Annotated in this window: 26 protein-coding genes, 1 tRNA gene and 1 pseudogene; 18 read left to right on the top strand and 10 right to left on the bottom strand. The window is 63.4% G+C overall.

Annotated elements, in window-relative coordinates; genetic code table 11:
• Positions 1–35: 35 nt before the first annotated feature.
• Positions 36–908: an NAD(P)-dependent oxidoreductase gene (locus ASD71_RS12005; RefSeq protein ID WP_056563791.1), complete on the bottom strand. Its 873-nt coding sequence runs from the start codon at positions 906–908 to the stop codon at positions 36–38.
• Positions 909–1,127: 219 nt separating this feature from the next.
• Here ASD71_RS12005 and ASD71_RS12000 point away from each other — a divergent pair, with 219 nt between their 5' ends.
• On the top strand, positions 1,128–1,556 hold the full coding sequence (locus tag ASD71_RS12000; protein WP_056563788.1) for a PaaI family thioesterase: 429 nt from the start codon (positions 1,128–1,130) through the stop codon (positions 1,554–1,556).
• Positions 1,557–1,639: 83 nt separating this feature from the next.
• On the opposite strand, the gene cls is transcribed toward ASD71_RS12000, so the two are convergent.
• The gene (gene cls, locus ASD71_RS11995) at positions 1,640–3,097 is read right to left on the bottom strand and encodes a cardiolipin synthase (protein WP_056563786.1); all 1,458 of its coding nucleotides are present in this window, start codon (positions 3,095–3,097) and stop codon (positions 1,640–1,642) included.
• A gap of 231 nt (positions 3,098–3,328) precedes the next feature.
• Between cls and ASD71_RS11990 the strand changes: the two genes are divergently transcribed.
• Positions 3,329–3,404 (top strand) — tRNA-His (locus ASD71_RS11990).
• Positions 3,405–3,619: 215 nt separating this feature from the next.
• On the opposite strand, the pseudogene ASD71_RS27645 reads toward ASD71_RS11990, so the two are convergent.
• Positions 3,620–3,981: pseudogene (locus tag ASD71_RS27645) on the bottom strand (transposase); the annotation flags it as partial.
• A 403-nt stretch (positions 3,982–4,384) separates the two neighbouring features.
• On the opposite strand from ASD71_RS27645, the gene ASD71_RS11985 reads away from it, so the two are divergent.
• The 7 genes from ASD71_RS11985 (at position 4,385) to ASD71_RS11955 (ending at position 11,697) form a co-directional block, all read left to right on the top strand.
• Entirely contained in the window at positions 4,385–5,173 is a 789-nt protein-coding gene (locus ASD71_RS11985) for a response regulator transcription factor (RefSeq protein WP_056563784.1), read from the top strand.
• Positions 5,174–5,438: 265 nt separating this feature from the next.
• Positions 5,439–6,533: an Ig domain-containing protein gene (locus tag ASD71_RS11980; protein WP_156395132.1), complete on the top strand. Its 1,095-nt coding sequence runs from the start codon at positions 5,439–5,441 to the stop codon at positions 6,531–6,533.
• Between the two features lie 281 nt (positions 6,534–6,814).
• Positions 6,815–8,338 carry an ATPase domain-containing protein gene (locus ASD71_RS11975; protein WP_369818951.1) on the top strand — a complete coding sequence of 508 codons (1,524 nt, stop codon included), beginning with the start codon at positions 6,815–6,817 and terminating at the stop codon, positions 8,336–8,338.
• A complete protein-coding gene (locus tag ASD71_RS11970; protein WP_056563773.1) occupies positions 8,325–10,013 on the top strand; it encodes a response regulator in 1,689 nt (562 codons plus the stop codon). Before ASD71_RS11975 ends, ASD71_RS11970 begins: the two co-directional genes overlap by 14 nt.
• Positions 10,014–10,079: 66 nt before the next feature.
• Positions 10,080–10,466 carry a phage holin family protein gene (locus tag ASD71_RS11965; RefSeq protein ID WP_056563770.1) on the top strand — a complete coding sequence of 129 codons (387 nt, stop codon included), beginning with the start codon at positions 10,080–10,082 and terminating at the stop codon, positions 10,464–10,466.
• The gene (locus tag ASD71_RS11960) at positions 10,447–10,995 is read left to right on the top strand and encodes a hypothetical protein (protein WP_056563767.1); all 549 of its coding nucleotides are present in this window, start codon (positions 10,447–10,449) and stop codon (positions 10,993–10,995) included. Before ASD71_RS11965 ends, ASD71_RS11960 begins: the two co-directional genes overlap by 20 nt.
• 108 nt (positions 10,996–11,103) lie before the next feature.
• On the top strand, positions 11,104–11,697 hold the full coding sequence (locus tag ASD71_RS11955; protein WP_235512112.1) for a TetR/AcrR family transcriptional regulator: 594 nt from the start codon (positions 11,104–11,106) through the stop codon (positions 11,695–11,697).
• A gap of 102 nt (positions 11,698–11,799) precedes the next feature.
• On the opposite strand, the gene ASD71_RS11950 is transcribed toward ASD71_RS11955, so the two are convergent.
• Positions 11,800–12,270 carry a low affinity iron permease family protein gene (locus ASD71_RS11950; RefSeq protein WP_082578871.1) on the bottom strand — a complete coding sequence of 157 codons (471 nt, stop codon included), beginning with the start codon at positions 12,268–12,270 and terminating at the stop codon, positions 11,800–11,802.
• Positions 12,271–12,390: 120 nt separating this feature from the next.
• Here ASD71_RS11950 and ASD71_RS11945 point away from each other — a divergent pair, with 120 nt between their 5' ends.
• A complete protein-coding gene (locus ASD71_RS11945) occupies positions 12,391–13,476 on the top strand; it encodes a calcium:proton antiporter (RefSeq protein ID WP_056563761.1) in 1,086 nt (361 codons plus the stop codon).
• A gap of 52 nt (positions 13,477–13,528) precedes the next feature.
• Here the strand turns inward: ASD71_RS11945 and hdeA are convergent, their stop codons facing one another.
• The 4 genes from hdeA to ASD71_RS11925 form a co-directional block, all read right to left on the bottom strand.
• Entirely contained in the window at positions 13,529–13,828 is a 300-nt protein-coding gene (hdeA, locus tag ASD71_RS11940; protein ID WP_056563757.1) for an acid-activated periplasmic chaperone HdeA, read from the bottom strand.
• A 193-nt stretch (positions 13,829–14,021) separates the two neighbouring features.
• On the bottom strand, positions 14,022–14,879 hold the full coding sequence (locus ASD71_RS11935; protein WP_056566799.1) for a ZIP family metal transporter: 858 nt from the start codon (positions 14,877–14,879) through the stop codon (positions 14,022–14,024).
• Between the two features lie 374 nt (positions 14,880–15,253).
• A complete protein-coding gene (locus ASD71_RS11930) occupies positions 15,254–15,505 on the bottom strand; it encodes a hypothetical protein (protein WP_156395131.1) in 252 nt (83 codons plus the stop codon).
• A gap of 216 nt (positions 15,506–15,721) precedes the next feature.
• Positions 15,722–15,946, bottom strand: a complete 225-nt coding sequence (locus ASD71_RS11925; protein ID WP_056563751.1) for a CrpP-related protein — start codon at positions 15,944–15,946, stop codon at positions 15,722–15,724.
• Positions 15,947–16,408: 462 nt separating this feature from the next.
• Between ASD71_RS11925 and ASD71_RS11920 the strand changes: the two genes are divergently transcribed.
• From ASD71_RS11920 to ASD71_RS27970, 4 genes are all read left to right on the top strand, one after another.
• Positions 16,409–16,666 carry a DUF1488 family protein gene (locus ASD71_RS11920; protein ID WP_056563748.1) on the top strand — a complete coding sequence of 86 codons (258 nt, stop codon included), beginning with the start codon at positions 16,409–16,411 and terminating at the stop codon, positions 16,664–16,666.
• 132 nt (positions 16,667–16,798) lie between these two features.
• Positions 16,799–17,362, top strand: coding sequence for a DUF4142 domain-containing protein (locus ASD71_RS11915; RefSeq protein WP_082578870.1), 564 nt, complete (start codon positions 16,799–16,801; stop codon positions 17,360–17,362).
• 20 nt (positions 17,363–17,382) lie between these two features.
• On the top strand, positions 17,383–17,889 hold the full coding sequence (locus ASD71_RS11910; RefSeq protein WP_056563741.1) for a ferritin-like domain-containing protein: 507 nt from the start codon (positions 17,383–17,385) through the stop codon (positions 17,887–17,889).
• Between the two features lie 104 nt (positions 17,890–17,993).
• Positions 17,994–18,140, top strand: a complete 147-nt coding sequence (locus ASD71_RS27970; protein ID WP_156395130.1) for a hypothetical protein — start codon at positions 17,994–17,996, stop codon at positions 18,138–18,140.
• Positions 18,141–18,167: 27 nt separating this feature from the next.
• On the opposite strand, the gene ASD71_RS11905 is transcribed toward ASD71_RS27970, so the two are convergent.
• Positions 18,168–18,392 (bottom strand): hypothetical protein, encoded by a 225-nt coding sequence (locus ASD71_RS11905; RefSeq protein ID WP_156395129.1) that lies wholly within the window; start codon positions 18,390–18,392, stop codon positions 18,168–18,170.
• A 159-nt stretch (positions 18,393–18,551) separates the two neighbouring features.
• Here ASD71_RS11905 and ASD71_RS11900 point away from each other — a divergent pair, with 159 nt between their 5' ends.
• The 4 genes from ASD71_RS11900 to ASD71_RS11885 all read left to right on the top strand — a co-directional run bounded on the left by ASD71_RS11900 (position 18,552) and on the right by ASD71_RS11885 (position 21,751).
• Positions 18,552–19,280, top strand: a complete 729-nt coding sequence (locus tag ASD71_RS11900; RefSeq protein WP_056563735.1) for an SDR family oxidoreductase — start codon at positions 18,552–18,554, stop codon at positions 19,278–19,280.
• Positions 19,281–19,302: 22 nt separating this feature from the next.
• Positions 19,303–19,542 carry a hypothetical protein gene (locus ASD71_RS11895; protein WP_056563733.1) on the top strand — a complete coding sequence of 80 codons (240 nt, stop codon included), beginning with the start codon at positions 19,303–19,305 and terminating at the stop codon, positions 19,540–19,542.
• A gap of 496 nt (positions 19,543–20,038) precedes the next feature.
• Positions 20,039–20,344: a hypothetical protein gene (locus tag ASD71_RS11890; protein WP_156395128.1), complete on the top strand. Its 306-nt coding sequence runs from the start codon at positions 20,039–20,041 to the stop codon at positions 20,342–20,344.
• A 237-nt stretch (positions 20,345–20,581) separates the two neighbouring features.
• Positions 20,582–21,751, top strand: coding sequence for a zinc-dependent alcohol dehydrogenase (locus ASD71_RS11885; RefSeq protein WP_056563727.1), 1,170 nt, complete (start codon positions 20,582–20,584; stop codon positions 21,749–21,751).
• Positions 21,752–21,799: 48 nt separating this feature from the next.
• Here ASD71_RS11885 and ASD71_RS11880 read toward each other — a convergent pair whose 3' ends face one another.
• Positions 21,800–22,873, bottom strand: coding sequence for an FUSC family protein (locus ASD71_RS11880; protein WP_235512108.1), 1,074 nt, complete (start codon positions 22,871–22,873; stop codon positions 21,800–21,802).
• Between the last annotated feature and the right edge of the window lie 130 nt (positions 22,874–23,003).

Genomic DNA, 23,003 nt, shown 5'->3' with positions numbered 1-23,003 from the left:
TGCCGGGGGTGCGCCGCACCCCCGGCCCGCAGGCGTTAACGGTCTTTCAGCAACGACACCAGCTCGGGCACATAACGCTCGCCGCCGCCTTGCGCGACCGCCTGATCGAACGTTTGCTGCACGGCGGCGCCGATCTCGCGGACCGCGCCGGATTCGGCAGCCATGGTGTTGTAGTACGAAAGATCCTTCTGCGCGTTCGACATGAAAAAGCGCAGCGACGAGGGGTCCTGTTCCAGCAGATACGGCTTGATGCGCTCCAGCGCCACGCCACCGCCGCCGCCCTTGGCCAGCACTTCGGCAAAGACAGCCGGGTCGATATCCGAGCGCAGCGCGCACGCCGCGGCTTCGGACAGCAGCGCCACCACGCCCAGCGACACATAATTGTGCAGCAGCTTCATGCGGTGGCCTGCGCCCACCGGGCCGGCATGCGTGATGTTCTCGGCAAAGCAGGCGAGCAGCGGCTTGCATTCCTCGAACAGCGCCGCGTCACCGCCCACCAGCAGATTCAGTCGGCCCTCGGCGGCCTCCTTCGGGGTGCGCGTCATGGGCGCGTCCAGAAAGCGTCCGCCGCTTTCGGTGACGGCCTGCGCAACCTTCACGGTCGACGACGGGATGGCCGTCGAGCAGTCGATGATGACGGTGCCGGGACGCAGTCCTTCGAGCACGCCGGCCGGCGACAGCAGCACGGCTTCGACTTGCGGACTGCCCGTGACACACAGGATGATCACATCCGACTGTGCAGCGAGCTCGGCGCCGCTGGCCACGCTGACCGCGCCGGCCGCCTTGAGCGCGTCCAGCGGCTGGTTACCCGGGTGTTCCAGCACGGTCAGCGCGTGACCATGCTTGACCAGATTGCTTGCAATGCCGTGGCCCATGAGGCCGATACCAACCATGCCGACTTTCGCCATCTTCAAATGCTCCTGCCATGTAGGGTGATCGTTGTGCCGTAAATCTTACCCTCAGAAGGTGCGGGCGGGGCCGGGAGGGCGCGGCGACTGTCCGCCTCCATGGGGGGCGCGTGTTGAGAATTCCGCATGCGTCCGCGCGCCGATCACCGCGCTATGCCTGCGCCCGCGCGTCTGGAATACTTTCGGGGATCGTCCTTCGGGACTCTTGCATCGCCAGCCATGACAGACTCTCTTCCCGCCGGTTTCACGCCCTGGTATCCCAGCAGCCAGTTCATGCGCCACCTGAACGACCTCGGCCCGTTCTACCGCCGCAAGGCCGACAACGTGCTGGCGCTGCGTGTCACCACGGCGCACGGCAACATGCACGGCATGGCGCACGGGGGATTTCTGGCCACGTTCGCCGACAGCGCGCTCGGCCTCGTCATTTCCGAAGATGCCCACGTGTCTGTGGTCACGGCGCAGATGTCCGTTGAATTCCTCAATGCCGTCAATCCAGGCGACTGGCTCGAGGCCCACGTGCAGATCGACAAGCAGGGCAAGCGTCTCATCTACGCGACCTGCCGCCTGCAGGTGGAAGGCCGCGTCATGCTCAAGGCCAGCGCCGTGTTCGCGGTGCGGCATGCAGCGGTGCCTGCTTCGGACGGCTAACCGGCGAAGCCGGCATAGCCGGCAGCACAGGTTTGCGGGTTGGGAATACGCCGATCACCCGGCATTCCGTACCGTGCACCGCGCTACAGATAAGGAGTGGCCAGCCAGATCACCTTGTTGCGAAGGCGCTTCGTAAAGGGCGCCTGCAGCAGATCCTCCAGCGTCACGCGGTGCGCATTGGCGATCAACGCATCAACGCGCGCGCCGATCCAGCGCGCCACCTCGGGATCGTAGATCTCGGTGTCCAGCTCGAAATTCAATCGCAGGCTGCGCGGGTCCAGGTTTGATGACCCGGCGTAAGTCCAGGAGCCGTCCACCGTCATCAACTTGGAGTGATCGAACGCGCCGCTCGATCGCCACACGCGGCAGCCCGTGCGCACCACCTGGTCCAGCTGCGCCGTCATCGCATAGTCCACCAGGCGCAGATTGTTCTTGCCCGGGATCACGATGTCCACCACGATCCCCCGGCGCGCCGCCGTGGCTAGCGCCCCGATCAGCGTCTGATCCGGCAGAAAGTAGGGCGACTGAATCCGCACGTGACGCCGCGCCACGGCCAACGCACCCAGCAGCATGTTGTGCGTGCTGCCCAGCGCGCGGTCCGGACCGGACGGCACGCAGCGGATCGGCACGCGGCCCGAAGGCGGCAGGTAATCAGGATCGAACCACGGTTTGGCGGACAGCGATTCGTGCGTCGTGAAGTTCCAGTCATGCGCAAACACCGACATGAGCTGCGTCACGATCGGTCCTTCCACGCGGAAATGCGTATCGTGGTTGGTGGCATCCCCTGCCAGCGCGCTAACAAAGGCCGCGCGCACGTTCATGCCGCCCGTGAAGCCCACGCGTCCGTCAACCACCAGCACCTTGCGGTGGCTGCGCAGATTCGCGTAGGGCATGCGCAGCACACCCATCGGATTGGTCATGAACCGCGCCACGGGAACGCCCGCCTGCGCCAGCATGCGCACGATCGGCGGCCGGGAATACTTCGACCCCACCGCATCGATCAGCACCCGCACCTGCACGCCGCGCGCCTGCGCTTCGATCAGCGCCTCGGCCACCTCGCGCCCGATCGGATCGTTATCGAAGATGTAGCTCTGCATTGCCACCGAGTGCCGCGCCTCGCGGATGGCCTGCAACATAGCGGGATACGTCTCGTCGCCACCCGACAGCGGCCGCACTTCGTTGCCGCCCAGAAGCTCGAACCGGCTCACGCGGTCACCCAGCACTTTCAAAGACGCGAACTGCTCGCCCGAGATCGGCACCACATCCACCGGCGCCGTCGCGACCTGTCCGGCATCCTCCAGCATCGCGTCGTCCCGCTGCTGCGACACCCGCGTCTTGCGGATACGGTTGATCCCCGCCACAAAATAGAAGAGCGCCCCAAGGATCGGCGAGAACATCGCCACCCCCACCCAGCCAATGGCCGCCCGCACATCCTGCTTGGTCATCGCGGCATGCACCGCCGCGCCCGTACCCGCCACGATGCTGATGGCAAAGGCAACATGAGGCCAGTATTCGATCAAAAATGCGTGTATGCGATCCATGGCGATGGCTTGAGACACGGCCTCCAGTGTTTAACCAAGCGCAAGAATAGCAAGGCTGCCGCCCGTGGCAAGACTACTTTTCGTAGGCGATTTCACATCCTTCAAAAAATCGTGCTAGAATTCGGCCTCTTCGTTGTTGAGCATCTTTCGAACCAGATTTCAAGGACGCACGGCGATGAAGGTAGTGAAGTCAAGCACTGAGGGAAACTGAAGTGCAAAGCAGTACCAGAGGTGGCTGTAGCTCAGTTGGTAGAGTCCCGGATTGTGATTCCGGTTGTCGTGGGTTCGAGCCCCATCAGCCACCCCAAGAATTCTTGTGAAATCAGGCACTTACGCGAAGGCGAAGTGCCTTTTTTCTTTTCACAATGCGATTCTTTGAACGGGTTTTTGTCCATCAAATCCCACCGGACGCCGAAATGGCAGATGGTCGCCATTTGAGAGATCTCTTTGTTCGCACGGGCTGGCGCGCCGCCCTCGGCGCGCGCTTGCAGAAACTGATATCTGACCCCGCAAGCAACTCTGTCAAGTAGACATTGGCCGATAGCCGATCGGAGCAAGGGTTAATCGAGGCATGCATTGCACCGGCGGTAGGCCACCCAGCGATTCGTGTGGGCGGTACTCGTTGTAATCGACCAGCCATCGGTCGGTAATTGCTTGAACCTGCTGACGGTTGGCGAACAGATGTGCATCAAGAGCTTCAGTGCGATAAGTGCGATTGAACCGCTCGATAAAGGCGTTTTGATTCGGCTTTCCCGGTTGGCTTCGTCGATCACGTTCAGCGTTCTGAATCGTCGGCCGCAATAGCGCGCGTCTTGCATGAAGTCCAGCGCCCAACAGCAGTTGGGCTCCGTGGCCAAGTCCAGCCTCGCTCTCACGGCGAGAGGCGGCGAGGCGAGTCTTCGCGAGAATCCTAAGCTGATAGCTGGGGATTGATCCTGCCTCGGGACCATACCCTTGGTGACGACATGCCAACCACTTGGCTGTCACGCGGTCCCGGTCGCGACGTATCTCTCCAAAATTAGAAATCCTCTGATGGGAACGCGGCCCGCCTCGTTCCTATACTTCGTCACTCGTGTGCAGGCCGATGCAGATTTCCGGATGCGCTTCACCGCTATCGCCGTGCCAGGCCGATACAGCGTAAGTATCCCGGTGCCTACACCTTTGATCGCGCAAGTCCATTGCGGCCTGCATGCCACGCGATCAAGCGAGGTGGCCGCAAGGTAATCGTCAGTGCGGTCTGCAACGGCTTGCCGCTATGTCGGACGCTTTGCATTCTTGCCATTACTGATGATGCCGTATTTCGAACAGTCGCTGAGGTGGGGGCAGTATCGCCCGCGTTTTTTCCAAGATGCCCGCCTCGCGCCGCGGGTCAAAGCAGCATCCCCGGCCGATTCCAATCCCACCCCCACTGCCAACCCTGCTGGCGCCAAGGCATATATCGTTGACGAGGACGAATCGTCGGCATGGGCGGTCCGGCGGATTCTTGGGGATTTTTCCATTGAGGTCGTGCAGAGCCGAACGGTCCGCGATTTCTTGTCCATTTATTCGGCGGGCGAGTGCGACTGCCTGATCATGGATTTCGAAAAGCAGGCGGCCGACACAGCCTTGCAGCGCGACATGGTGCAGGCGAACGCTGCCTTGCCAACTATCTTCATCAAGTCCGAGCCTGAGTTCGGGGATGCGGTTGAAGCGATGCGGCGCGGCGCGGTCGACTTCTTTGCAAAGCCTTTGAATTCAAGCCGGCTCTGCCAATCCATTCACTTTGCGCTGCGCTTGAGTCGTGGCGCTTACCTGAATCGGGTCCGGGCGAACGAGGAAGAAGCGCGGAAAGCGATGCTCACGCCGCGCGAACTGGTGATCGTTCAGGGCGTGATCGCCGGAAACTCCAGCAAGGAGATCGCAGAGCATCTCCATATATCGGTCCGAACCGTCGACAACCACAAGGCGCGGGTTTATTCGAAGCTGAACATCAACACCTCGCTCGCGTTGGCACGCCTTTTCATTGGTCTGATAAAGCCCGGCAACGACTGGCGTTTCGTTGAGGAAGACCCGGATTACGTGCCTGCAAAAGGGTAGTTTTACTCTGCATTCCGGTCTGTCGATCTTGAAATAATGTGACGCCCAGTTTTCAGATTCATTGACGCTGAACGTGGCCTGCAGCCTTGCACGACATCCGTGATGTCAATGCAAAGCGCCAAAACGGAGCATCAAGGTCTGCCTGAAGGACACGAGGTGATTGGGGTCTCGAAGAGTGGGCGCCGCTGCGCCCGGCTTGTCGAGAAATGTTTAACGCGCACAGCGCATCGTTGATTAAGTCACAAGGACCGTTATGAACAAGAAAATGATCTCCCGATTCGCGTGCTTGGGAGTCGCTGTTGGACTGATCGCAGTCAAGCCAGGCCAAGTCATCGCCGCCGAAGACTTCAAACCGCCCGTGGGAAAGATCACGCAACGTGCAGCGCCCGCCAAAGGGGCACCGGCAGCTTCCACGAGCGCCCCGGCAGCGTCCGGCGCGACCACAGGGGGTCAGGACATCGCCCGTGCTCGTGCGGCGGCCGCGGCGCCGGACAAGGGCCTTTCCATCACCTCGGGTGCAACACTCAATTCCCAACTGATCCGGGTGCGCACGTCGGGCGGCACAGGATCGTTGAATTTCCGGTTGCTCGACACCAGCGGCAAACCTGCGGAGCTGCCCGCCGGCCTGGTGTTTGGATCCGATGGGTCGCTGTCCGGCGCGGCGCCCTCGGTCGCCAGCCCCAAGACGTTGACGTATCTCATCCAGGTCGAAGACAGCGGTGGCGGCAAGGCCAGCCGTACGGTGCAATTGACCATCAATCCGCCCTTGAACGTCGAGGGCGGTTCCATTCAAGCCACGGCGGGTGGACGAATCAAGAGCCCGGTAAAGTTCATCAACGTCAGCGGCGGTACGGGCAACTACGCCGTTTCCTATTCGAACCCCGACGGCAGTGCCATGCGCATGCCTTCTGGTCTGGTGCTTGACGGTAGCGGCCGTGTCAGCGGCGCCGTGCCCAAGTCCTCGGAAAAAATGGTGGGGCTCACGGCCACCATCAGCGACGAGGGCGGTGCCCGAGTCTCCATTCCCGTGGATTTCAACCTGGCGCCGGCGCTGGAAATCTCGACCCATCCGATTGAATTGACCGCGGGCGCCACGATGCCGGCGGCGCTGCCTGTGGTGAACGCCAATGGCGGGAGCGGCGCCGTGCGCTACGCGCTGTTCGACAAGGACGGCACGACGCCCGCCCGGCTTCCGGAAGGCCTGAAGTTTGACGAGGCCACCGGAACGCTGCGCGGTTTGGTGCCACCAACGCCGCAGGAAGGCCGGTACGTGGTGCTGGCCCAAGACGCCGGCGGCGGCGAAGCCAGCGCCCGATTCGAATGGAAGATAAATCCCCAGCTTCAGATTTCGTTCGAATAACCTGAGCTGATTTACAAGACGCCCGCCTTCTGCATGCTGTATGCAGAAGGCGGGCGTTTCAGTTTTGTGCGGGTTGCCAACGCCTCCCATCGTGAGACGGGAGGCGCCCCGCGACATTGGTTTGCCGTTGACGTCCGGTCATGAGGCCCTTCCAGGGGGGGCGACCGCGATATCGTCCCTCAGACGGGCGATTCAGTACGTAACATATCTTTCCGGCTGGATGCCATTCGCGGTTGGCGTTGGCGATATGCTTGTTCTCTGACTCGTACTACGGGAAAGCCATGAGCGCAATGACTGAAGAACAGACTGCGGCTTTCAAGCCTGACGCAAGGATTTCGACCGGAAACACCGGCATTGATGACATCCTTGGCGGCGGCTTGGACCCCAACAAAATGTATCTCTGCGAAGGCAGGCCGGGCACAGGCAAGACGACCATGGGAATGCAATTCCTGTTGGAAGGCGTGCGCCAAGGCGAGCGCGCGCTTTATGTCGCGCTGTCCGAGAGCCCAGCGGAACTGAGACTGGTCGCGCACCGCCACGGATGGTCCTTGGACGGTGTCGAGATCCTTGAGCTGGTTTCCGAAGAGGTTCTGGACCCCGATCGGGAACTCACCGTGCTGCATCCCGCCGAGATGGAGCTTACCGAGACCACGCGCCTGATTCTGGACAAGGTCGAATCGCTTGATCCGGCGCGGGTCGTCATTGACAGCCTGTCGGAACTGCGTCTGCTGGCGCAGGGTTCGCTGCGCTATCGCCGCCAGATCCTGGCGATGAAGCACTTTTTCGCGAATCGCTCGTGCACAGTAATCTTGCTGGACGACCAGGCGGCCAAAGAGGACGACCTGCAATTGCACTCCATCTCGCACGGCGTCATCGCACTCGAGCAGATTGCGGTCGACTACGGCGCCCAGCGGCGGCGGCTGCGCATATTGAAAATGCGCGGCATGGATTTTCGCGGCGGCTACCACGACTTCACAATCAAGCGGGGTGGGCTGGAGGTCTATCCGCGGCTCGTCGCGGCGGAGCATCACAAAGAGTTTGCCCCGATTCCCACGCCCAGCGGCAATGCCGAACTGGATAGCTTGTTGGGCGGAGGGCTGGATCGCGGCACGAATGTTCTGCTGATTGGCGCCGCGGGGGTGGGAAAGTCTTCGCTTGCGGCGACCTATGCGCTGGCGGCGACGCAGCGCGGCGAGCATGCGGCCATCTTCGCGTTCGACGAGTCGCGCGCTACGTTTTTTGCGCGCGCCCGCGCGTTGGGATTGCCGATGGAATCCGCGCGGGAAGCGGGTCTTCTGACCTTCAAGCAAATCGATCCCGCGGAAATGGCGCCAGGCGAATTCACGGCGCTGGTTCGCCGCGCGGTCGAGGAGGACGGGGCGCGGGTGGTGGTGTTTGACAGCCTGAACGGCTATTTGAACGCAATGCCTGACGGCCGCTTCTTGATTCTGCAGATGCACGAACTGTTGAGCTACCTTGGGCAGCAGGGCGTGACAACGGTGATGATCCTGGCGCAGCACGGTATGGTGGGACCGATGGAAACGCCCATGGACATCAGCTATCTCAGTGACACGGTGATCATGCTGCGATACTTCGAGTTTGAGGGACGCGTCCGACGCGCCATTTCCGTCGTCAAGAAGCGCAGTGGCGCACACGAGCATGCCATCCGCGAATTCAGCATGTCGGGAGAAGGGTTGGTCGTCGGCCCGCCATTGACCTCCTTTCAGGGAATATTCTCCGGACAGCCGCAATACACGGGCGACGACCTGCGCCTTCTGCTGAATAATCCCGATGCGCCGACCTGAGGATGCCGAAGCGCGTGTGCTGGTCTATGCGCCGATCGGCCGCGACGGGGAGGCCGCCGCGCGGTTGCTGCAGCGCGCGGGCTTCGACACGCTCGTTTGCCGGGATATCGAGGACCTGCTGACGCAGGCCGAGACCGGCGTCCTGACCGTCTGCCTGACCGAGGAAGGCCTGTTCGGCAAAAGCCTGGAGCGGGTAGCCGAGTGGTTGAAGGCCCAGCCGGCGTGGTCCGGGCTGCCGTTTGTCGTGTTGACGGGCAAGACGCAGACCGGCCCGGTTGTGCGGTGGCGGGAGCGAATGATCGAACTGCTGGGCAACGTTTCGCTGCTGGAGCGGCCAGTTCATAGCCTTGCATTGACCACCATGGTTCAAACGGCGGCGCGGGCCCGGACGCGGCAATATGAAATCCGCTCGCTGCTTCAGGCTGAGAAGCAGGCTGCCCAGGTGCTTGAGTCGGTCGTCGCAAGCCGAACGCGCGAACTGGAAGTGGCCAATGCCGAACTTCAGCAGCAGATGCGCGAACGCAGCAAGATCGAAGAATCGCTTCGTCAGGCGCAAAAGCTAGAAGCGCTGGGTCAGCTGACGGGCGGGGTGGCTCACGATTTCAATAACCTGCTGATGGTCATTTCAGGCGGGCTGCAAATGTTGCAGCGACCAATCGACGACGCGCGGCGCACCCGCTTGTATTCCTCGATGAGACAGGCGGTGGATCGGGGCGCGTCGTTGTCGCGTCAACTGCTGACGTTTGCACGTCGCCAGGCCTTGCGTCCGCAGGTTCTGGACCTGAACGTGGTCGTTCGAAACATGCTCGAGATGCTGGAGCGCAGCCTGCGCGGCGACATCGTCATTGCGCTGGCGCTGGCTGACGATCTCTGGCCGGTCGAAGTGGACCCCGGCGAGCTGGAACTCGTCATCTTGAATCTGGCGGTCAATGCGCGCGACGCCATGCCGGACGGCGGCGTGATCGAAATCCGGACGGAGAACGTGGCGGCATCCGGAAAGGGTGAATTGACCGTCGACCACATCGCATTGCGGGTGTCAGACACCGGAACGGGCATGAGCGCGGCGGTAGCTGAACGCGTGTTTGAGCCGTTTTTCACCACCAAGGACGTCGGCAAGGGGTCGGGGCTGGGGCTGGCGCAGGCGTACGGCTTTGCCAAACAGTCGGGTGGCGCCATCGAGCTCTCCACGGAGATGGACGTTGGAACCATCGTCTCGGTCTGCCTGCCGCGGTCAAAAAGGCGGCTGGCTGCGCAGGGCAAGTCGGCTGAGGCCGGCACGGTCCAGGAGCGGCCTGCGGCGTTGAACGTGCTGCTGGTCGAAGACGACGCTGCCGTTGCGACCTTGACCGCCAGCATGCTGGAAGAACTGGGTTATGTGGTGACGCCCGCCGCCAGTGCAGCCGAAGCGTTGGAAGTGTTAAGCAACAACGCCGTCATCGATGTGATGCTGACGGATGCCATGATGCCCGGCGGCAAGAGCGGTATTCAATTGGCTCGGGAAGTCCGCGCCCAACGGCCGGATCTTCCGGTCGCATTGATGACCGGCTTTCTGGGCGAGGAAGTGAAAAGGGCGGGGCAAGAGGGTATTCCGCTGTTGTCAAAGCCTTACCGGCTGGAGCAGCTGGCGGGGCTGTTGCTCCGATTGACCGGGCGACGCGCGGCCGGGCGGGCATAAGAGACCGCGCAGAATGCCGCCGGAATGCAATTTGCTGACAGGGACGGCCAAGCCCAAGGAGACGCCATGATTTCGGAACGATTACGCAGATTGCGCCGCATCGCGGCCTTTGCCGCCGAACGCTCGGGGGACTATGTCGAGTTGGTGGGTATTGAATTGTCCCTATACCGGGCCGCGCTGGTCGCCACGGTCATCAGCAGTGTGGCCCTGGTTTTCTGCGGCCTGGGCACGTTGGGGTTCGTGTCCGTCGCCGCCATCGTGAGCTTCTGGGATACCGAGCATCGCAAGCTGGCGGCGTGGCTTGTTGCCGGCGCGTGGTTGCTCATCACGCTCATTTCGCTCGCCATTTCAACACGTAGCGCGCCGAAGGGATCACCCTTTGCGGAACTGAGCCATCAGGTGCGCCTCGATACCGCTGCTGCACGGAGCCATTATGACAACCACGCTGGCTGACAAGGTGGCCCTTCTGGCCAAGATGGAGCGCGACCGCCAGGCGCTCGCCGTTCCCATGCGGCGCAGCGCGCCCCGCAGCACGGTGGGCGCGGCGTGGGCCCGGACGGCGGCGCTTGCCGCGGGGGCGACGCTGGGATGGCCGCGATTTTTGCGCCAGCCCTTGCGCGCCATGGCTGCGGTGGCGATGCGCGACCGCGTCTCCGAATTGATGGGCCGCATGCAGGTGCGGCGCGTCAGCAATCCGATGCCTGATCCCGACATGGCGCGTCTGGAGAAGATGGTCGAAGCGGTGCGCGCGGCGGCCGAGCGTTCGGCCGATGACGCGGAGATCGAGCGTCTGCGGGCGCAGCTTGACGATCAGGTGAGGCGGCTGCGGACGGCGCGGGCGTTGCTGGCGGCGCAGACCTCGCGTCCGATGCGGCCTTCGGATCCGTCTCGTCAGCCGGCTCCCGCGCGTCCGCCGGATCCCTCGTTGCCCTCGGGCAGCCTCGCGGCGCCCACGGGGCGGGACGTGTCGGCGATTCCGTAGTTGGAGACGGTCCGGGAGGCGGCGAGCCCGTCTTGACATCCTACCGACCAACTAGTAGATTGGCGGCCATTCGTATCGACGTGCGCCATCCCGCCAATCGGAGTCATTTTGGCCGTAGCCCTGGAACTTTCTGCCCGTGCCGTCGAGATCGTCGCGCACACGAAACTGCTGCTCGCCGAAGGCGGTTATCACGGGTTCAGCTACGCGGACGTGTCCGAGCGCGTGCGCATCGGCAAACCCAGCATTCACCATCACTTTCCGACGAAGGCCGAGCTCGTCCTGACGGTCGTCATGCGTCATCGCGAAGAGGCCCTTGCCGGCCTGGCGGCGCTGGATCAGCACGTGGCGGATCCGGTGGGGCGTCTGACTGCCTACACGGATTACTGGGCCAAGTGCATCCGCGAAGGCAGCGCCTCGATGTGCATCTGCGCGATGCTGGCGGCGGAGTCGCCGATGATTCCGCCGGAAGTGGCGGCCGAGGTGCGGGCTTATTTCAAGGACCTGACCGCGTGGATCGCGTCAGTGCTTGAAGACGGGGCGAAGGCGGGGCGGTTTCATTTGCGCGATAGCGCTCAGGTCGAGGCGCAGGCCTTCATGTCCACCGTGCATGGCGCAATGCTGACGGCGCGCGCGTTCAACCATCCGAAGGCGTTTGCAGCGATCACGCAGGCCGCTATCCGGCAGATCGCGGCGTCGGCCTGATCCTGGAAGGGCGCGTGCGAAGGCGCGCACCATTTTTTGCACGGGCCATCTGGCTGCACACCCACCGTCGCGGTGTGCGCGCCTGACGGCCCGGGCAACCTGTCAGCGTTGCCGGCGGCTGCGCGCCCGTTGACGATGCTGCTTCCGGGCGCGGGCCGTCAATGCGGACGCCAAGGCAAGAAGCTTGTCTTCGTCCAGACGCTCGGCGTCGACCAGTTGCTCGTCGGCGCCTTTGACCGCAATCAGCAGCTCGTCCAGCTTCAGGTGAAGCGCCTCGCTATCCTTGTTCTGGCTCTGCTGAATCAGGAAAACCATCAGGAACGTGATGATGGTCGTGCCAGTGTTGATGACCAACTGCCAGGTCTCGGAGAAGCCGAACACAGGCCCTGAAGTCGCCCACAGGGCGACCGCGATCAGCGCGATGCCGAAGGCGACGGGCGAGCCCGCCCACTTGGTCACGAGGGTTGCGAACCGGTCAAAAAAATGGGAGACCGGATTGCGTTTGCCGGTCTTCCCGGGTCGTGATCGCGACCTGGATCCGGACGGCCGCTTTACTGCGTTCCTGGTCGGCATGGCGCTCCATCCATACATGCACGGGCTCTGAACACAGCAAGCCGTGTGCCCACGCGCTGGCACCGCCGCTGGCGGAACGGCGCGTGCTAGGCTCTCGGTGTTCCAGCCCGTCAGGTTGCGATGAAATCCCTACTGCAATCCGAAATGTTCCTGCTGCTGGCCTGCTTGCTCGCGGTCGCGGGGTTCGTGGTCGACCCGCAACTGGAGGGGCTTGGGCAAGCTGCAAGCCTGGCGGAGACCGCCGTGTTGATCGCGGCGATTCTTGCCGCATCGCTGAGCGTTGCGCGCCACGCGGAACGCATCGCACAGAGGCTGGGTGACCCTTACGGCAGCATGATCCTGACGTTGTCGGCGGTGCTGGTCGAAGTGATTGTGCTGGTGATCGTGGCGTCCAAGGCGGGATCGCCGACGCTGGTTCGCGACAGCATCTATTCTGCGGTGATGCTGGATATCAACGGCATCTTGGGCGTGGCGGCCTTGATCGGCGGGTTCAAGCACGGCGAGCAGGCCTACAACGATGATTCGGCGCGCACGTATAGCGTGATGATCCTGACTGCCGTCACGGTGTCGATGATCATCCCCGAGTTCGTGCCGCAGCCCAGTTGGCGGGCCTACAGCGCCTTCACCGTCGTGTCGATGTTGCTGATGTACGGTGTGTTTGTGCGGATGCAGACCGGGCCTCACAGCTATTTCTTCAGCTATAGCTATCCCGAGAAAAAGACACGCACGCCCGTGCCGCCCGGCGGTGGTCCCGGCTGGCGCCATTCGGCTGCGGTAATGGCTGTCGGCATCATTGCGGTGGGCGCGCTGGCCGAATTGATGTCGCATGCGCTGAACCGCGGTCTGGAAGGCATGGACGTGCCGGTTGGGTTGATCGCGCTGGTGGTGGCGGGCATTTCGGCCGCGCCCGAGATGTTGACGGCGTTCCGGGCGGCGCTGGCCAACCGCATGCAGTCGGTGGTCAACATCGCGCTCGGCGCGTCGTTGTCGACGGTGATCCTGACCGTGCCCGCGATGGAAGCCTTGGCTCTCTTTACCGGCCAGCGGATCGACATGGCGATGACGCCGCTGCAGACGTTGATGATGCTGGTGACGTTGATCGTCGCGGCCATCAACCTGAACGACGGCCAGACCAACGCGATCGAAGGCCTGACGCACTTCGTGCTGTTTGGCGCTTTCCTGATGCTGCTTACGTTGGGGTTATAACTGCGAGCACACGATTCCCCCAGAGCGCGAGGCCCCAGGGGAGTGGGAACGATTATTTCTTCAGACCCGCCAGGGCGTCGCGGAGCATTTGCTTAGGGTTTTCGTTGCACTGCTTGACCAGCATCGGCGTGCGGGTGCTGATGCCCTCGACGTCGAGCACGGCCTCTTCGGGCTTGCCCTTGTTGTTAAGCGCTTCTGCATAGCTGACGACGACGGGGCGATAGGTCTCTTGAACGCCTAGGAAATCCTGGCATTGCCACAGCGCAAGAGGCTTCTTTGCATCAGCTGCCTGGCCGGTGACCGCGAAGGTCATTGAGCCAATAAGACCAATCATCAGTAGGTGCTTCTTCATATTCGAGCTCCTGGGGTTGGCTTGCAGACGAAACGGCTTAATGAGAAATAGACAAAAACGGCATATACAAAAAACGTGAGCGCAGGCTCACCGTCCTAAATTACTGAAAACGGATGAGCGTCGTCAACGCAACTGTGCACCGAAGGGTGGAGTGAGGCTTTTATACCGGTTACGCCGTATCGTCAGGCGGTCGTCATTGCAATGCGGTGTCCAGCACCATCATCAGCACAAAGCCCAGCATCAGGCCGCAGGTGGCGGGCACTTCGTGCCCTTTCCGGTGGGTCTCGGGAATGATTTCGTGGCTGATGACGAAGAGCATCGCGCCCGCAGCAAAGCCCAATCCCCAAGGCAGCAGCGACGCCGACCAGCCGACGATTGCCGCACCCAGCACCGCGCCCAGCGGTTCGACCAGGCCAGAGGCCATGCCGAAGCCCACCGCGAACGCGCGCCGGTAGCCGGCGGCCAGCAGCGCGATCGCCACCACCAAGCCTTCGGGCACGTCCTGAATCGAGATGCCCATGGCCAGGGAGCCGGCCTGCACGGGGTCTGCGCCGGCATAGCCGACGCCGATCGCCAGGCCTTCGGGAAAGTTGTGGAGCGTGATCGCAAAGACGAAAAGCCACGTGCGCCGCAGGTTGCGGGCTGGCTTGCCTTCCTTGCCCTTGATGAAGTGCTCGTGCGGCAGCACGCGGTCCAGAACCAGCAGCGCCGACGCCCCGAGCAGGATGGCGCCGGCGATGGAGAGTCCGGCGCCCCATGGTCCTCTGCCCAGCTCGCGGGCGGCATCCAGGCCCGGAATGATGAGGGAAAAGGCGCACGCGGCCAGCATGATGCCGGCGCCGAATCCCAACAATGTGTCCTGCACGCGCTCGGGCACGCGTTGCGAGAAGGCGACCGGCAACGCGCCCAGTGCGGTCGCGCCAGCGGCGAGCAAGCCGCCCAGTAGCGCCGCGCCCACCGCCGGATGCGATGTGTCCAGGTAGCGCCACAGCGCGAAGACGCCGAACGCGCTGAGTGCGAGCAGAGAGGTTCCGAGCAGGCCCTTCAGCATGGATGCGCGCGGATCCGGCAGGATTTGGCCGTCCTGCGCGGCGTGGCGGGGCACTTAAGGCGATCCCGGAAAGCGTGGCGGCGTCAGCGCCCAAGCTGGCCATGCGTCTGCCGTAAGCGCTGAGTCCTTGTGCGTGCGGTGGCATGGCCGTTCCATGATGCTCCTCGGGTGAAGGCCGGCACGCCGTTGTGGGGGCTGCCGGCAAATCGTGCTGCGGTCGTGCGGCGCTGAAATAGCGCGCTGATGCTACAGGGCTGTGACGCTCTCTAGCAATGCGCGTGCCCGGCCCGGGGGCGTGGCCGCGGTCAATGAAAAAGAGCGCCCTAGGGCGCTCCAGAAGACTTACGCGCGTGTGGCGCTGGGTCAGACAGCGATCAGGTCAGGCAGAACTGCGGGGCGCCGCTGGCGTCCACGCGCCGGATGCCCTTCAGGATCCATTTGGCGTGGCGCTCGGCTTCGTGCTGCGCGGCAAATAGTTTGCCGCTCGGGATGGGCCAGACCGCCTTCCCGCCGCGGTCGCCGTCACGTCGGGTCGTGACGTCGAGCCGGTACTTGCCGCTTGGCAACTCAATGACATCGCAGTGGACTTTGAATCCATCTACGCAAATACCATTTTCAGTATTCATCGTGCGCTCCAGAGAGTGGTGTTCAGGAATTTTCCTGCTCGGGATTTTCCGAAAAGTGCCTCTGGGGGGGTGCAACAAAGTGCAAGAATTCCCGACCAGTCCGAGCCGGCGATTTCGGCCATGAAAGTGCGCCGCCACGTGTCCGCCGGACGGTCAAATGAATTGGGCCCTGGACGATGTCCAGGGCCCTGGCGGGATATGCGTCGCAGGCAGTCGCTACCTGCGCGTGATCATGAATGGGGATGACGGCGCGCGGCCGACGACGCGAGATCTGACGCCGTCTTTCCACCCAGCTTTCCACATCTCGACGCGGCTGCGCCATTCATTGACTGATTCGCCGGTCTGCGCAGGCATGGCTGCGGTGCGAAGGTAGGGGCAATCCAAAAGGGTCAACCCTTGGCGCGCGGCGTCTGCTCCCAACTCCTGGATATCCACTTGCATGGCAACTCTCCCAAAAGATGCGAGCGGCTAGTGTGCCGATGGCACATCGCTCGCGCAACGAAGTGCGTGTAACGCGGCGTTTCCTTGTTACATCGTCGTAAGACTCTTGTTTTCCCCCGCGAAAAAAGCGCCCCGCGGTGCGGGGCGAAGATTCACGGTCCAAACAAAACGCAAACGTCACAGCGACGTGGCGAGGCCGTGCCGGCCACCAGACTCCCCAACCAGAGCCCGGTAACCCTGCCGCTGTGACACGCGAGCAGCCGCAACTATTGTTCCCGTCTCGCATGGCGGCAAGATGACTGCGGGCCGGGTCGCCGGTTGATGCGTGCGTACCGATGCGATTTCTACATGATCGGAAGATTTGACGTGCGCCGCGCGAACGGAACACGACTTGCTGGCCCTGATGGCCGGCGCGCCGTCCTGCGGCGCGTCTTCATCAACAAACGCGCCAGGAGAACTGAAATGAAATTCACCAAAGCGACCCACGCGAAAGCGCAAGGCGATGCAATTGTGTTCGAGATGGAGACGGCGGGCGTGACACGGCAGTTCGAAATATCGGGCGATGTGCTGCGGCAGCGGTTCGGCGCCGCCGATGACTCCGCGCCGGAATTGCTGCGGGCATTCGAGAGCGGCGCCGACGCGCTGCGCGAGCTGGCGCACCGCGCGCAGTGGGTGCCGGCAGACGGACCCATCCAGGTGGGCGAAGGCGATTTTGGCTGATGGCGAACGCAGCAATGCGGCCCACGGGCCGCGCCGCGCTGCTTCACCGGGCATGACGTTTGCTGGATGGCCCTCGTGCGCCGGACGGCATCAGGCCGGCAGCCGGCGACTTATTTACTACTGGAGGTCCGAATGAAAAACCGTCTTTTGAAGGCAGGGCTTGGCGCTGCAATTGTCCTTGGCATGAGTTCGGTTGTGCTCGCGCAAACCCCGGCTGCCCCGGGCGCGCAGGTTCCCGCTGCAACGAACAAGCTGGATAGCGAGGCTCGCGGCTTTCTGACCGACGCGGCGGAGTCCGGCCACCTTGAGATTGCCGGCAGCAAGATGGCGCTTGAAAAGTCGCAGAACGCCGAGGTCAAGCAATTTGCGCAGAAGATGATTGACGATCACACCAAGGTGGGCCAGCAGCTTGAGGCCTTGGCCAAGAGTAAGGGTTTTGAACCGCCCAAGGATCCTTCGTTGATGCAGACGGCCAAGCTCAAGGCATTGGGGCTGCGTGACGAAGGGTTCGACAAGGCGTATGCCGACGAGATCGGCGTGGACGCGCACGAGGATGCGGTCAAGCTCTTTGAGAAGGCCTCGAAGGAAGTGAAGGACCCCGAGGTCAAGCAGTTTGCGATCGAAACGCTGCCCAGCTTGCAGCAGCATCTGCAGGCCGCCAAAACGCTGCAGCAAAGCGTGTCTGCCAAGAAGTGATTCCGAACACAGGAGTGATCATGAGCCAGAAGACGTTGAAGGACCTGTTTATTCACGAGCTATCGGATATTTACAGCGCCGAAAAGCAATTGGCCCGCGCGTTGCCGAAGATGGCTCGCGCCGCCACTGATCCCACGCTGGCGGAGGCTTTCACCACGCACCTTGAGGAAACGCGCGGCCAGATTGAACGCATCGATAAGATCGTTGAAGGTGCGGACTTCCGGCTCAAGCGCATCAAGTGCGCCGCCATGGAAGGGCTGGTGGAAGAAGGCAAGGACGTCATCGAAGACGTCGAAGAAGGCCCGGTGCGCGATGCCGCGCTGATTGCTGCGGCGCAGAAGGTCGAGCATTACGAGATCGCCAGCTACGGCACACTCTGCACCTTCGCCAAGCAACTGGGCGAGACGGAGGCGTTGACGCTGCTCAAGGAAACGCTGGCCGAAGAAAAGGCCACCGACGAAAAGCTGAGCATGCTGGCGCTGAAGCAGACCAATGCTGAAGCGGCCAAGGTAGGCAAGGCGAAGTAATTGCAACCTGCATGAAGCCGGTGGCGATGAATGCGGCCCTGTTTCCTTTCGGCACAGGGCCGTGATCGGGTCACGAGCCGGGGGCGGGTATCCGGGAGCGCATCATGAAACCTGTTGACGATTCTTCCACTCGCGCCCGCCCGGCGCGGCGCGGCGCCAAGACTGGCCGGGGACCCTGGCTGATGCTAGCTGTCTGGATTGGCGCCGTGGCCGTGCTGTTCATCGTTGGACTGCTGATTCGCGGGATGTAGCCGCGGGGTTCGTGTCAGGCGCGCCGGCTATTGGCAGAGTCTCGATGCCACCATCGTGACGACCGTGCCGTCCGGCAGCTTGTAATGTCCATCGCCCTGCCACGTGACGAGTTGGCCGTCGGGCAGGCAGCAATAAGAGCTGGTCTTCTGGTCGCCCTGGGGCTGTGAGCAGTATCTGTCGATCCGGTAGGTGCTGCCATCGGCAGCGGCTGCCACCACCTCCATGACACGTTTGTATGCTGGGTTTGCCATGTGTGCCTCCTGTTCGCCGTTCGGGCTATTGGTGCATGCGGCCTCTGCGTGGTCAATACGCATCGCAGCATCAGCCAGGGCTTGAAGGGACGCATGGTGGCCGATGCGTCGCGGGAAGATCGGATCGCCGCACGCATCGCGGCTTAAAGGAGCGCAACCATGCACGAATTCGAGAGCCTTGACGGGCGGGTAATCCTTGTGACGGGCGGGGGCAGCGGACTGGGTGCGGCGCTGTGTGAGCAGCTTGCGGCCGAAGGTGCGCGTGTCGCGGTCAGCGACATCGACGAGCAGCGCGCAAATGCTGTCGCGGGCAAGTTGAAGGAAGGGGGCGCAGACGTCATGGCCTGCATCATGGACGTGGGCGTGGCGGCCGACGTTGCCGAGTGCATGGACGCGATCGTGCGGCATTTCGGCAAGTTGGACGCCATCGTTAACAGTGCCGGCATCGATGTGACGGCTTCCATCGACCAGCTTGACGCCGATGTGTGGGAGCGCGTGCTGCGCACGAATCTGACCGGACCTTTCCTGATGGCCAAGCTGGGTAAAAACCGGCTTAGTCCGGGTGGTCATATCGTGAACGTGGCGTCGACCGCCGCGCGGCGCGCGTGGCCCAATGCCAGTGCCTATCACGCCAGCAAGTGGGGGTTGATGGGGTTGTCGCATGCACTGCATGCCGAACTGCGCGGCATGGGCATCAAGGTCAGCGCGGTCATCGCGGGCGGTATGCGTACGCCGTTCTTGCTGGACCGGTTTCCGGATATCGACACGGGCACGCTGCAGGACCCCGCCAACGTGGCGCGTGCTGTGCGCTTCGTGCTGACGCAACCGCCGGAGACCGTGGTGCCCGAGGTTATGGTGTTGCCGATGAAGGAAACGTCTTGGCCCTGACTACAACCCAAGGAGATGCATCATGAGCACTAAACCCCATTCCCATCAGGACGATCCCGCCGACGCGGGCCGCAAGCCGGTGCCGCCTGGCGAACGCACGCTGTCGGACCGCCCGGCCGATCCGAACCGCACCGGCGCGGGGCGGCAGTTCCCGCCGGGCATGGATCCCGAGGACGTCTGGGATCCTGGTCGCGCCACACCGGATGCGCCGCCCGTGGACAACCGGTCCGGAGAAGGGCAGCCGCCAGATCGTAAAAAATGAAATTCGCCCGGCCGCCAGGGCGGGGGAAAGCACGCGAGGGCGACGACATGCCGCGCGACGCGTCCGCGAAGAAGAGGCGCCTGTTTTGACGCCCGGCGCGGCGTCGGCCTGGGGCGCGCGGGGCTACGATTGCGGTCCGGAGCCTTCGCTCCGGACTTCCCCGTTGTCATCTTCGTTGTCGCCTTCGGCGACTGCCTTCAGATTCCCTCGGGCGCATCTACACGCCCCGCGCACCCCAGGCCGACGCCACGCCGGGCTCCGGTGGCTTGAACTTGCCGGGCGTTGGGGCGAGTTGAGTTCTTAAGGTTCTTGCCGGCGTCCGTGTGGGCATGGAGCGTTTGGCGGGGCCCGCCCCACGGCGGCCGCGCGGGCGGCCTGGTGGAGCTTACGCTGTGTCTTGCGTCCGGCGATGACGCTTCGCGCTCGCGGATGCGGATGCTCCCAGGTGTCTGACACCCCTACGCGGTGTCCTTCAAACTGCGGGTCGTTATGCGGGGTGTCTGACACCGGCCATAAGAAAAACGCACCTCAACTGGCCGTGCCCGCCTTCAACCACGCCGAACACCCGGCCGGTGCCACCGACCCGCTGACGTACATCGCGCCCGAGGCAAATAAGCGCAACTTCTTCGCCGTCGGGATCGCGGTCATCACCCACACTGATCCCTGCGAATCCGCCCAGACGACCCGCGCATCGGTATCCGCCAGCGCCTGGAACATCGCCCCGGGCGACGCGCCGGGCCGCAGCGCGATGACGGTGGTGTCGGCGGAGGGCGGACAAGTTTCATTAGGGCTCCTGGAATAAGGCCCTCCGCAAGCATCGTGCCGATCTCGCGCGGGCCGCGCGGCTTGAAAGCATTGCGCGGATCACCGGCCATTGCGGGGCAAGGCGTAGGCTCGCCGTGGATATTTTTCGACCGCCGTCGCAGGATCTGCGTTGGCTCGTGCGCCCGCGCAAACGTTTTTGATGAATCGTCGCGCGGCATGGCAGTTGCTGCGCCACGCCTGATCGCGTGTTGCGGTCACGTCAAAGGAGATTCTGATGAAAGCACTTTGCTGGCACGGCAAACACGACATCCGCTACGACACCGTTCCCGATCCCGTCATCGAGCATCCGCGCGACGCGATCATCAAGGTGAGCGCGTGCGCGATCTGCGGATCCGATCTGCATCTGTTCGACGGATTCATGCCCGGCATGAAGTCCGGCGACGTCATGGGTCATGAGTTCATGGGCGAAGTCGTGGAAGTCGGCGCGCAGGCGCAGAACTTGAAGATCGGCGACCGCGTGGTGATCCCGTTCACCATCACCTGCGGGGAATGCGACCAGTGCAAACGCGGCAACTTCTCGGTCTGCGAACTCACCAACCGCAACGCGGCACAGGCGGCCAAGATGTTCGGCCACACGACGGCCGGGTTGTTCGGCTACACCCATCTGACAGGCGGCTACGCCGGCGGCCAGGCGGAATACGTGCGCGTGCCGTTTGCCGATTCGACGCACGTGCAGGTGCCCGATGAACTGTCGGATGAACAGGTGCTTTTTCTGGGGGACATCCTGCCCACCGGATGGCAGGCGGCCAAGCAGTGCGACATCGAATCGACCGACACGGTGGCGGTGTGGGGCGGCGGCCCCGTCGGCCAGATGGCGATCAAGAGCGCGATTCTGCTGGGCGCGCGCCAGGTGATCTGCATCGAGTCCGTGCCGGAGCGCCTGCAGATGGCCCGCGATTGCGGTGCGGTCACGATCAACTTTCAGGACGAGGACGTCGTGGAACGGTTGAAGGAGCTGACCAACGGCAAGGGTCCGGAGAAATGCATCGACGCGGTCGGCATGGAGTCGCATGCCAGCAGCTCGATGGAGCATCTGTACGATCGCGTGAAGCAGGCAGTGGGCGCCGAGACCGACCGACCGCACGTGCTGCGCGAAATGATGTACGTGTGCCAGCCCGCCGGGATCCTCTCGGTGCCGGGGGTGTATGGCGGCATGATCGACAAGATTCCGTTTGGCGCGTCGATGAACAAGGGTCTGACCTGGCGCATGGGCCAGACCCACGTGCGGCGCTGGACGGACGAGCTGCTGGACCTCATCGTGCAGGGCAGAATCGATCCGTCGTTCGTCATCACGCATCGCGCCAAGCTGCAGGCCGGGCCTGATTTGTACAAGACGTTCCGGGACAAGGAGGACCGCTGCATCAAGGTCGTGCTGACGCCTTGACGCTTTGACCACCCGAGGCCGGATGTCCCGCATCCGGCCTTGCGATTGTCAGGGTTCCGGCTGCACGGTGTCGCACAAGGCGTCAAGTTCCCGCGTGACTTCGTGCCAGGACCAGCGGATGAGATCCACGGCCACGCGCTCGCGGGCCGTGAATCCGCCGCCGCTCGCGGCTTCCTCCACGGCGGCATCAAGTTTGGCAAATGGCTCGCCGGTGCTGCACATGGGCGCTTCGGCGCCCTTGTCGCGAATCACCCGGGCCAGCCCGTCGATCTGCTGCCGCGCAGCCTGCGCGACGTCGTGCAGCGCGGGGCCCAGACGGAGGCAGACGTTGTCGGTCAGTTCCATGCCGCCGACGCGTTCCATCAAGGGCACGGTCAGCCACAGTTCCTCGATCCGTTCCTGCAGCCGATGGGCCTGCGTGTCCGCGCCCAGGATACGAATGGGCACCGATCGCGACTGGCTCGCCATGTCGCGAGCGCGCCAGTGGGTACGTTCGAGCGCGGGCTTGTCGCGCGGCCGAGGGCGGGCACGCCCTTCGTTGACCGCGGCGGCCCACTCGACCAGCAGCTCGCCGTAGAGCTGCAGCGAGGCGGCAAGGTTGTAGCGCATGCTGTATCGAGCCGAGAGGGGCAGCACCGCGAAGGCGGCAAGAATTCCGGCAATGGACCCCACGACGATGGCGAGCGTCTTGTTCACCGCGCCGGCCACGATGTCGGCGTCCGGCGTGACGGTGAGGATGGTCGCGGTGACCAGGCTGTAGTTCAGCGTGGGCCAGCGGATCGACAGGCAGGCGGCGGCGCCGACGCCGGCCACGATGGCCCACGGCGCGGGAATGTTGGCGGCGTGGGCCAGCGGCACGAGCGTGATGCCCAACGCCACCCCGATCAGCGCGCCCAGGATGCGGGCAGCGGCCTCGCCGACCGTGCCCTCGAGCGTGGCGCGCACCACAAAGAGGGCGGAGAAGGCGCCCCAGGCGACGTCGGGCATCTGCCACCACGTCATCCAGCCGTAGGCCAGCAGCACCGCCGCGACGGTTTGCAGCGGAAGGCGGACGTTGTCCTCGGCGATGGCGGCGCGGTAAGCGGCGGCGCGTTTCGCCAAATGGGTAAAGAGGGGGCTCATCGGCAACTGATTCATCTACAACTTGGCGGGAACGGCGCGCGCGTCGGCCGTATCTTCAGACAGCGGAAAGAACGGGCATAGGGCAGCGACCGCACGCGGAAGGCCGCGTGCGGTCGCTGAAGGCGCAAGG

The sequence above is a fragment of the Achromobacter sp. Root565 genome, assembly GCF_001427425.1.
Taxonomy (GTDB): domain Bacteria; phylum Pseudomonadota; class Gammaproteobacteria; order Burkholderiales; family Burkholderiaceae_B; genus Achromobacter; species Achromobacter spanius_D.
Note: the sequence above shows the minus strand (reverse complement) of the source record. Positions and strands in the feature narration are given on the sequence as shown.

Bases quoted from the DNA above. Each gene is read 5' to 3' on its own strand.
- ASD71_RS12005 (WP_056563791.1), bottom strand. From the start codon at position 908: ATGGCGAAAGTCGGCATGGTTGGTATCGGCCTCATGGGCCACGGCATT.
- ASD71_RS12000 (WP_056563788.1), top strand. From the start codon at position 1,128: ATGACAGACTCTCTTCCCGCCGGTTTCACGCCCTGGTATCCCAGCAGC.
- cls (WP_056563786.1), bottom strand. From the start codon at position 3,097: ATGGATCGCATACACGCATTTTTGATCGAATACTGGCCTCATGTTGCC.
- ASD71_RS11985 (WP_056563784.1), top strand. From the start codon at position 4,385: ATGATGCCGTATTTCGAACAGTCGCTGAGGTGGGGGCAGTATCGCCCG.
- ASD71_RS11980 (WP_156395132.1), top strand. From the start codon at position 5,439: ATGATCTCCCGATTCGCGTGCTTGGGAGTCGCTGTTGGACTGATCGCA.
- ASD71_RS11975 (WP_369818951.1), top strand. From the start codon at position 6,815: ATGAGCGCAATGACTGAAGAACAGACTGCGGCTTTCAAGCCTGACGCA.
- ASD71_RS11970 (WP_056563773.1), top strand. From the start codon at position 8,325: ATGCGCCGACCTGAGGATGCCGAAGCGCGTGTGCTGGTCTATGCGCCG.
- ASD71_RS11965 (WP_056563770.1), top strand. From the start codon at position 10,080: ATGATTTCGGAACGATTACGCAGATTGCGCCGCATCGCGGCCTTTGCC.
- ASD71_RS11960 (WP_056563767.1), top strand. From the start codon at position 10,447: ATGACAACCACGCTGGCTGACAAGGTGGCCCTTCTGGCCAAGATGGAG.
- ASD71_RS11950 (WP_082578871.1), bottom strand. From the start codon at position 12,270: ATGCCGACCAGGAACGCAGTAAAGCGGCCGTCCGGATCCAGGTCGCGA.
- ASD71_RS11945 (WP_056563761.1), top strand. From the start codon at position 12,391: ATGAAATCCCTACTGCAATCCGAAATGTTCCTGCTGCTGGCCTGCTTG.
- hdeA (WP_056563757.1), bottom strand. From the start codon at position 13,828: ATGAAGAAGCACCTACTGATGATTGGTCTTATTGGCTCAATGACCTTC.
- ASD71_RS11935 (WP_056566799.1), bottom strand. From the start codon at position 14,879: ATGCTGAAGGGCCTGCTCGGAACCTCTCTGCTCGCACTCAGCGCGTTC.
- ASD71_RS11930 (WP_156395131.1), bottom strand. From the start codon at position 15,505: ATGAATACTGAAAATGGTATTTGCGTAGATGGATTCAAAGTCCACTGC.
- ASD71_RS11925 (WP_056563751.1), bottom strand. From the start codon at position 15,946: ATGCAAGTGGATATCCAGGAGTTGGGAGCAGACGCCGCGCGCCAAGGG.
- ASD71_RS11920 (WP_056563748.1), top strand. From the start codon at position 16,409: ATGAAATTCACCAAAGCGACCCACGCGAAAGCGCAAGGCGATGCAATT.
- ASD71_RS11915 (WP_082578870.1), top strand. From the start codon at position 16,799: ATGAAAAACCGTCTTTTGAAGGCAGGGCTTGGCGCTGCAATTGTCCTT.
- ASD71_RS11910 (WP_056563741.1), top strand. From the start codon at position 17,383: ATGAGCCAGAAGACGTTGAAGGACCTGTTTATTCACGAGCTATCGGAT.
- ASD71_RS27970 (WP_156395130.1), top strand. From the start codon at position 17,994: ATGAAACCTGTTGACGATTCTTCCACTCGCGCCCGCCCGGCGCGGCGC.
- ASD71_RS11905 (WP_156395129.1), bottom strand. From the start codon at position 18,392: ATGGCAAACCCAGCATACAAACGTGTCATGGAGGTGGTGGCAGCCGCT.
- ASD71_RS11900 (WP_056563735.1), top strand. From the start codon at position 18,552: ATGCACGAATTCGAGAGCCTTGACGGGCGGGTAATCCTTGTGACGGGC.
- ASD71_RS11895 (WP_056563733.1), top strand. From the start codon at position 19,303: ATGAGCACTAAACCCCATTCCCATCAGGACGATCCCGCCGACGCGGGC.
- ASD71_RS11885 (WP_056563727.1), top strand. From the start codon at position 20,582: ATGAAAGCACTTTGCTGGCACGGCAAACACGACATCCGCTACGACACC.
- ASD71_RS11880 (WP_235512108.1), bottom strand. From the start codon at position 22,873: ATGAGCCCCCTCTTTACCCATTTGGCGAAACGCGCCGCCGCTTACCGC.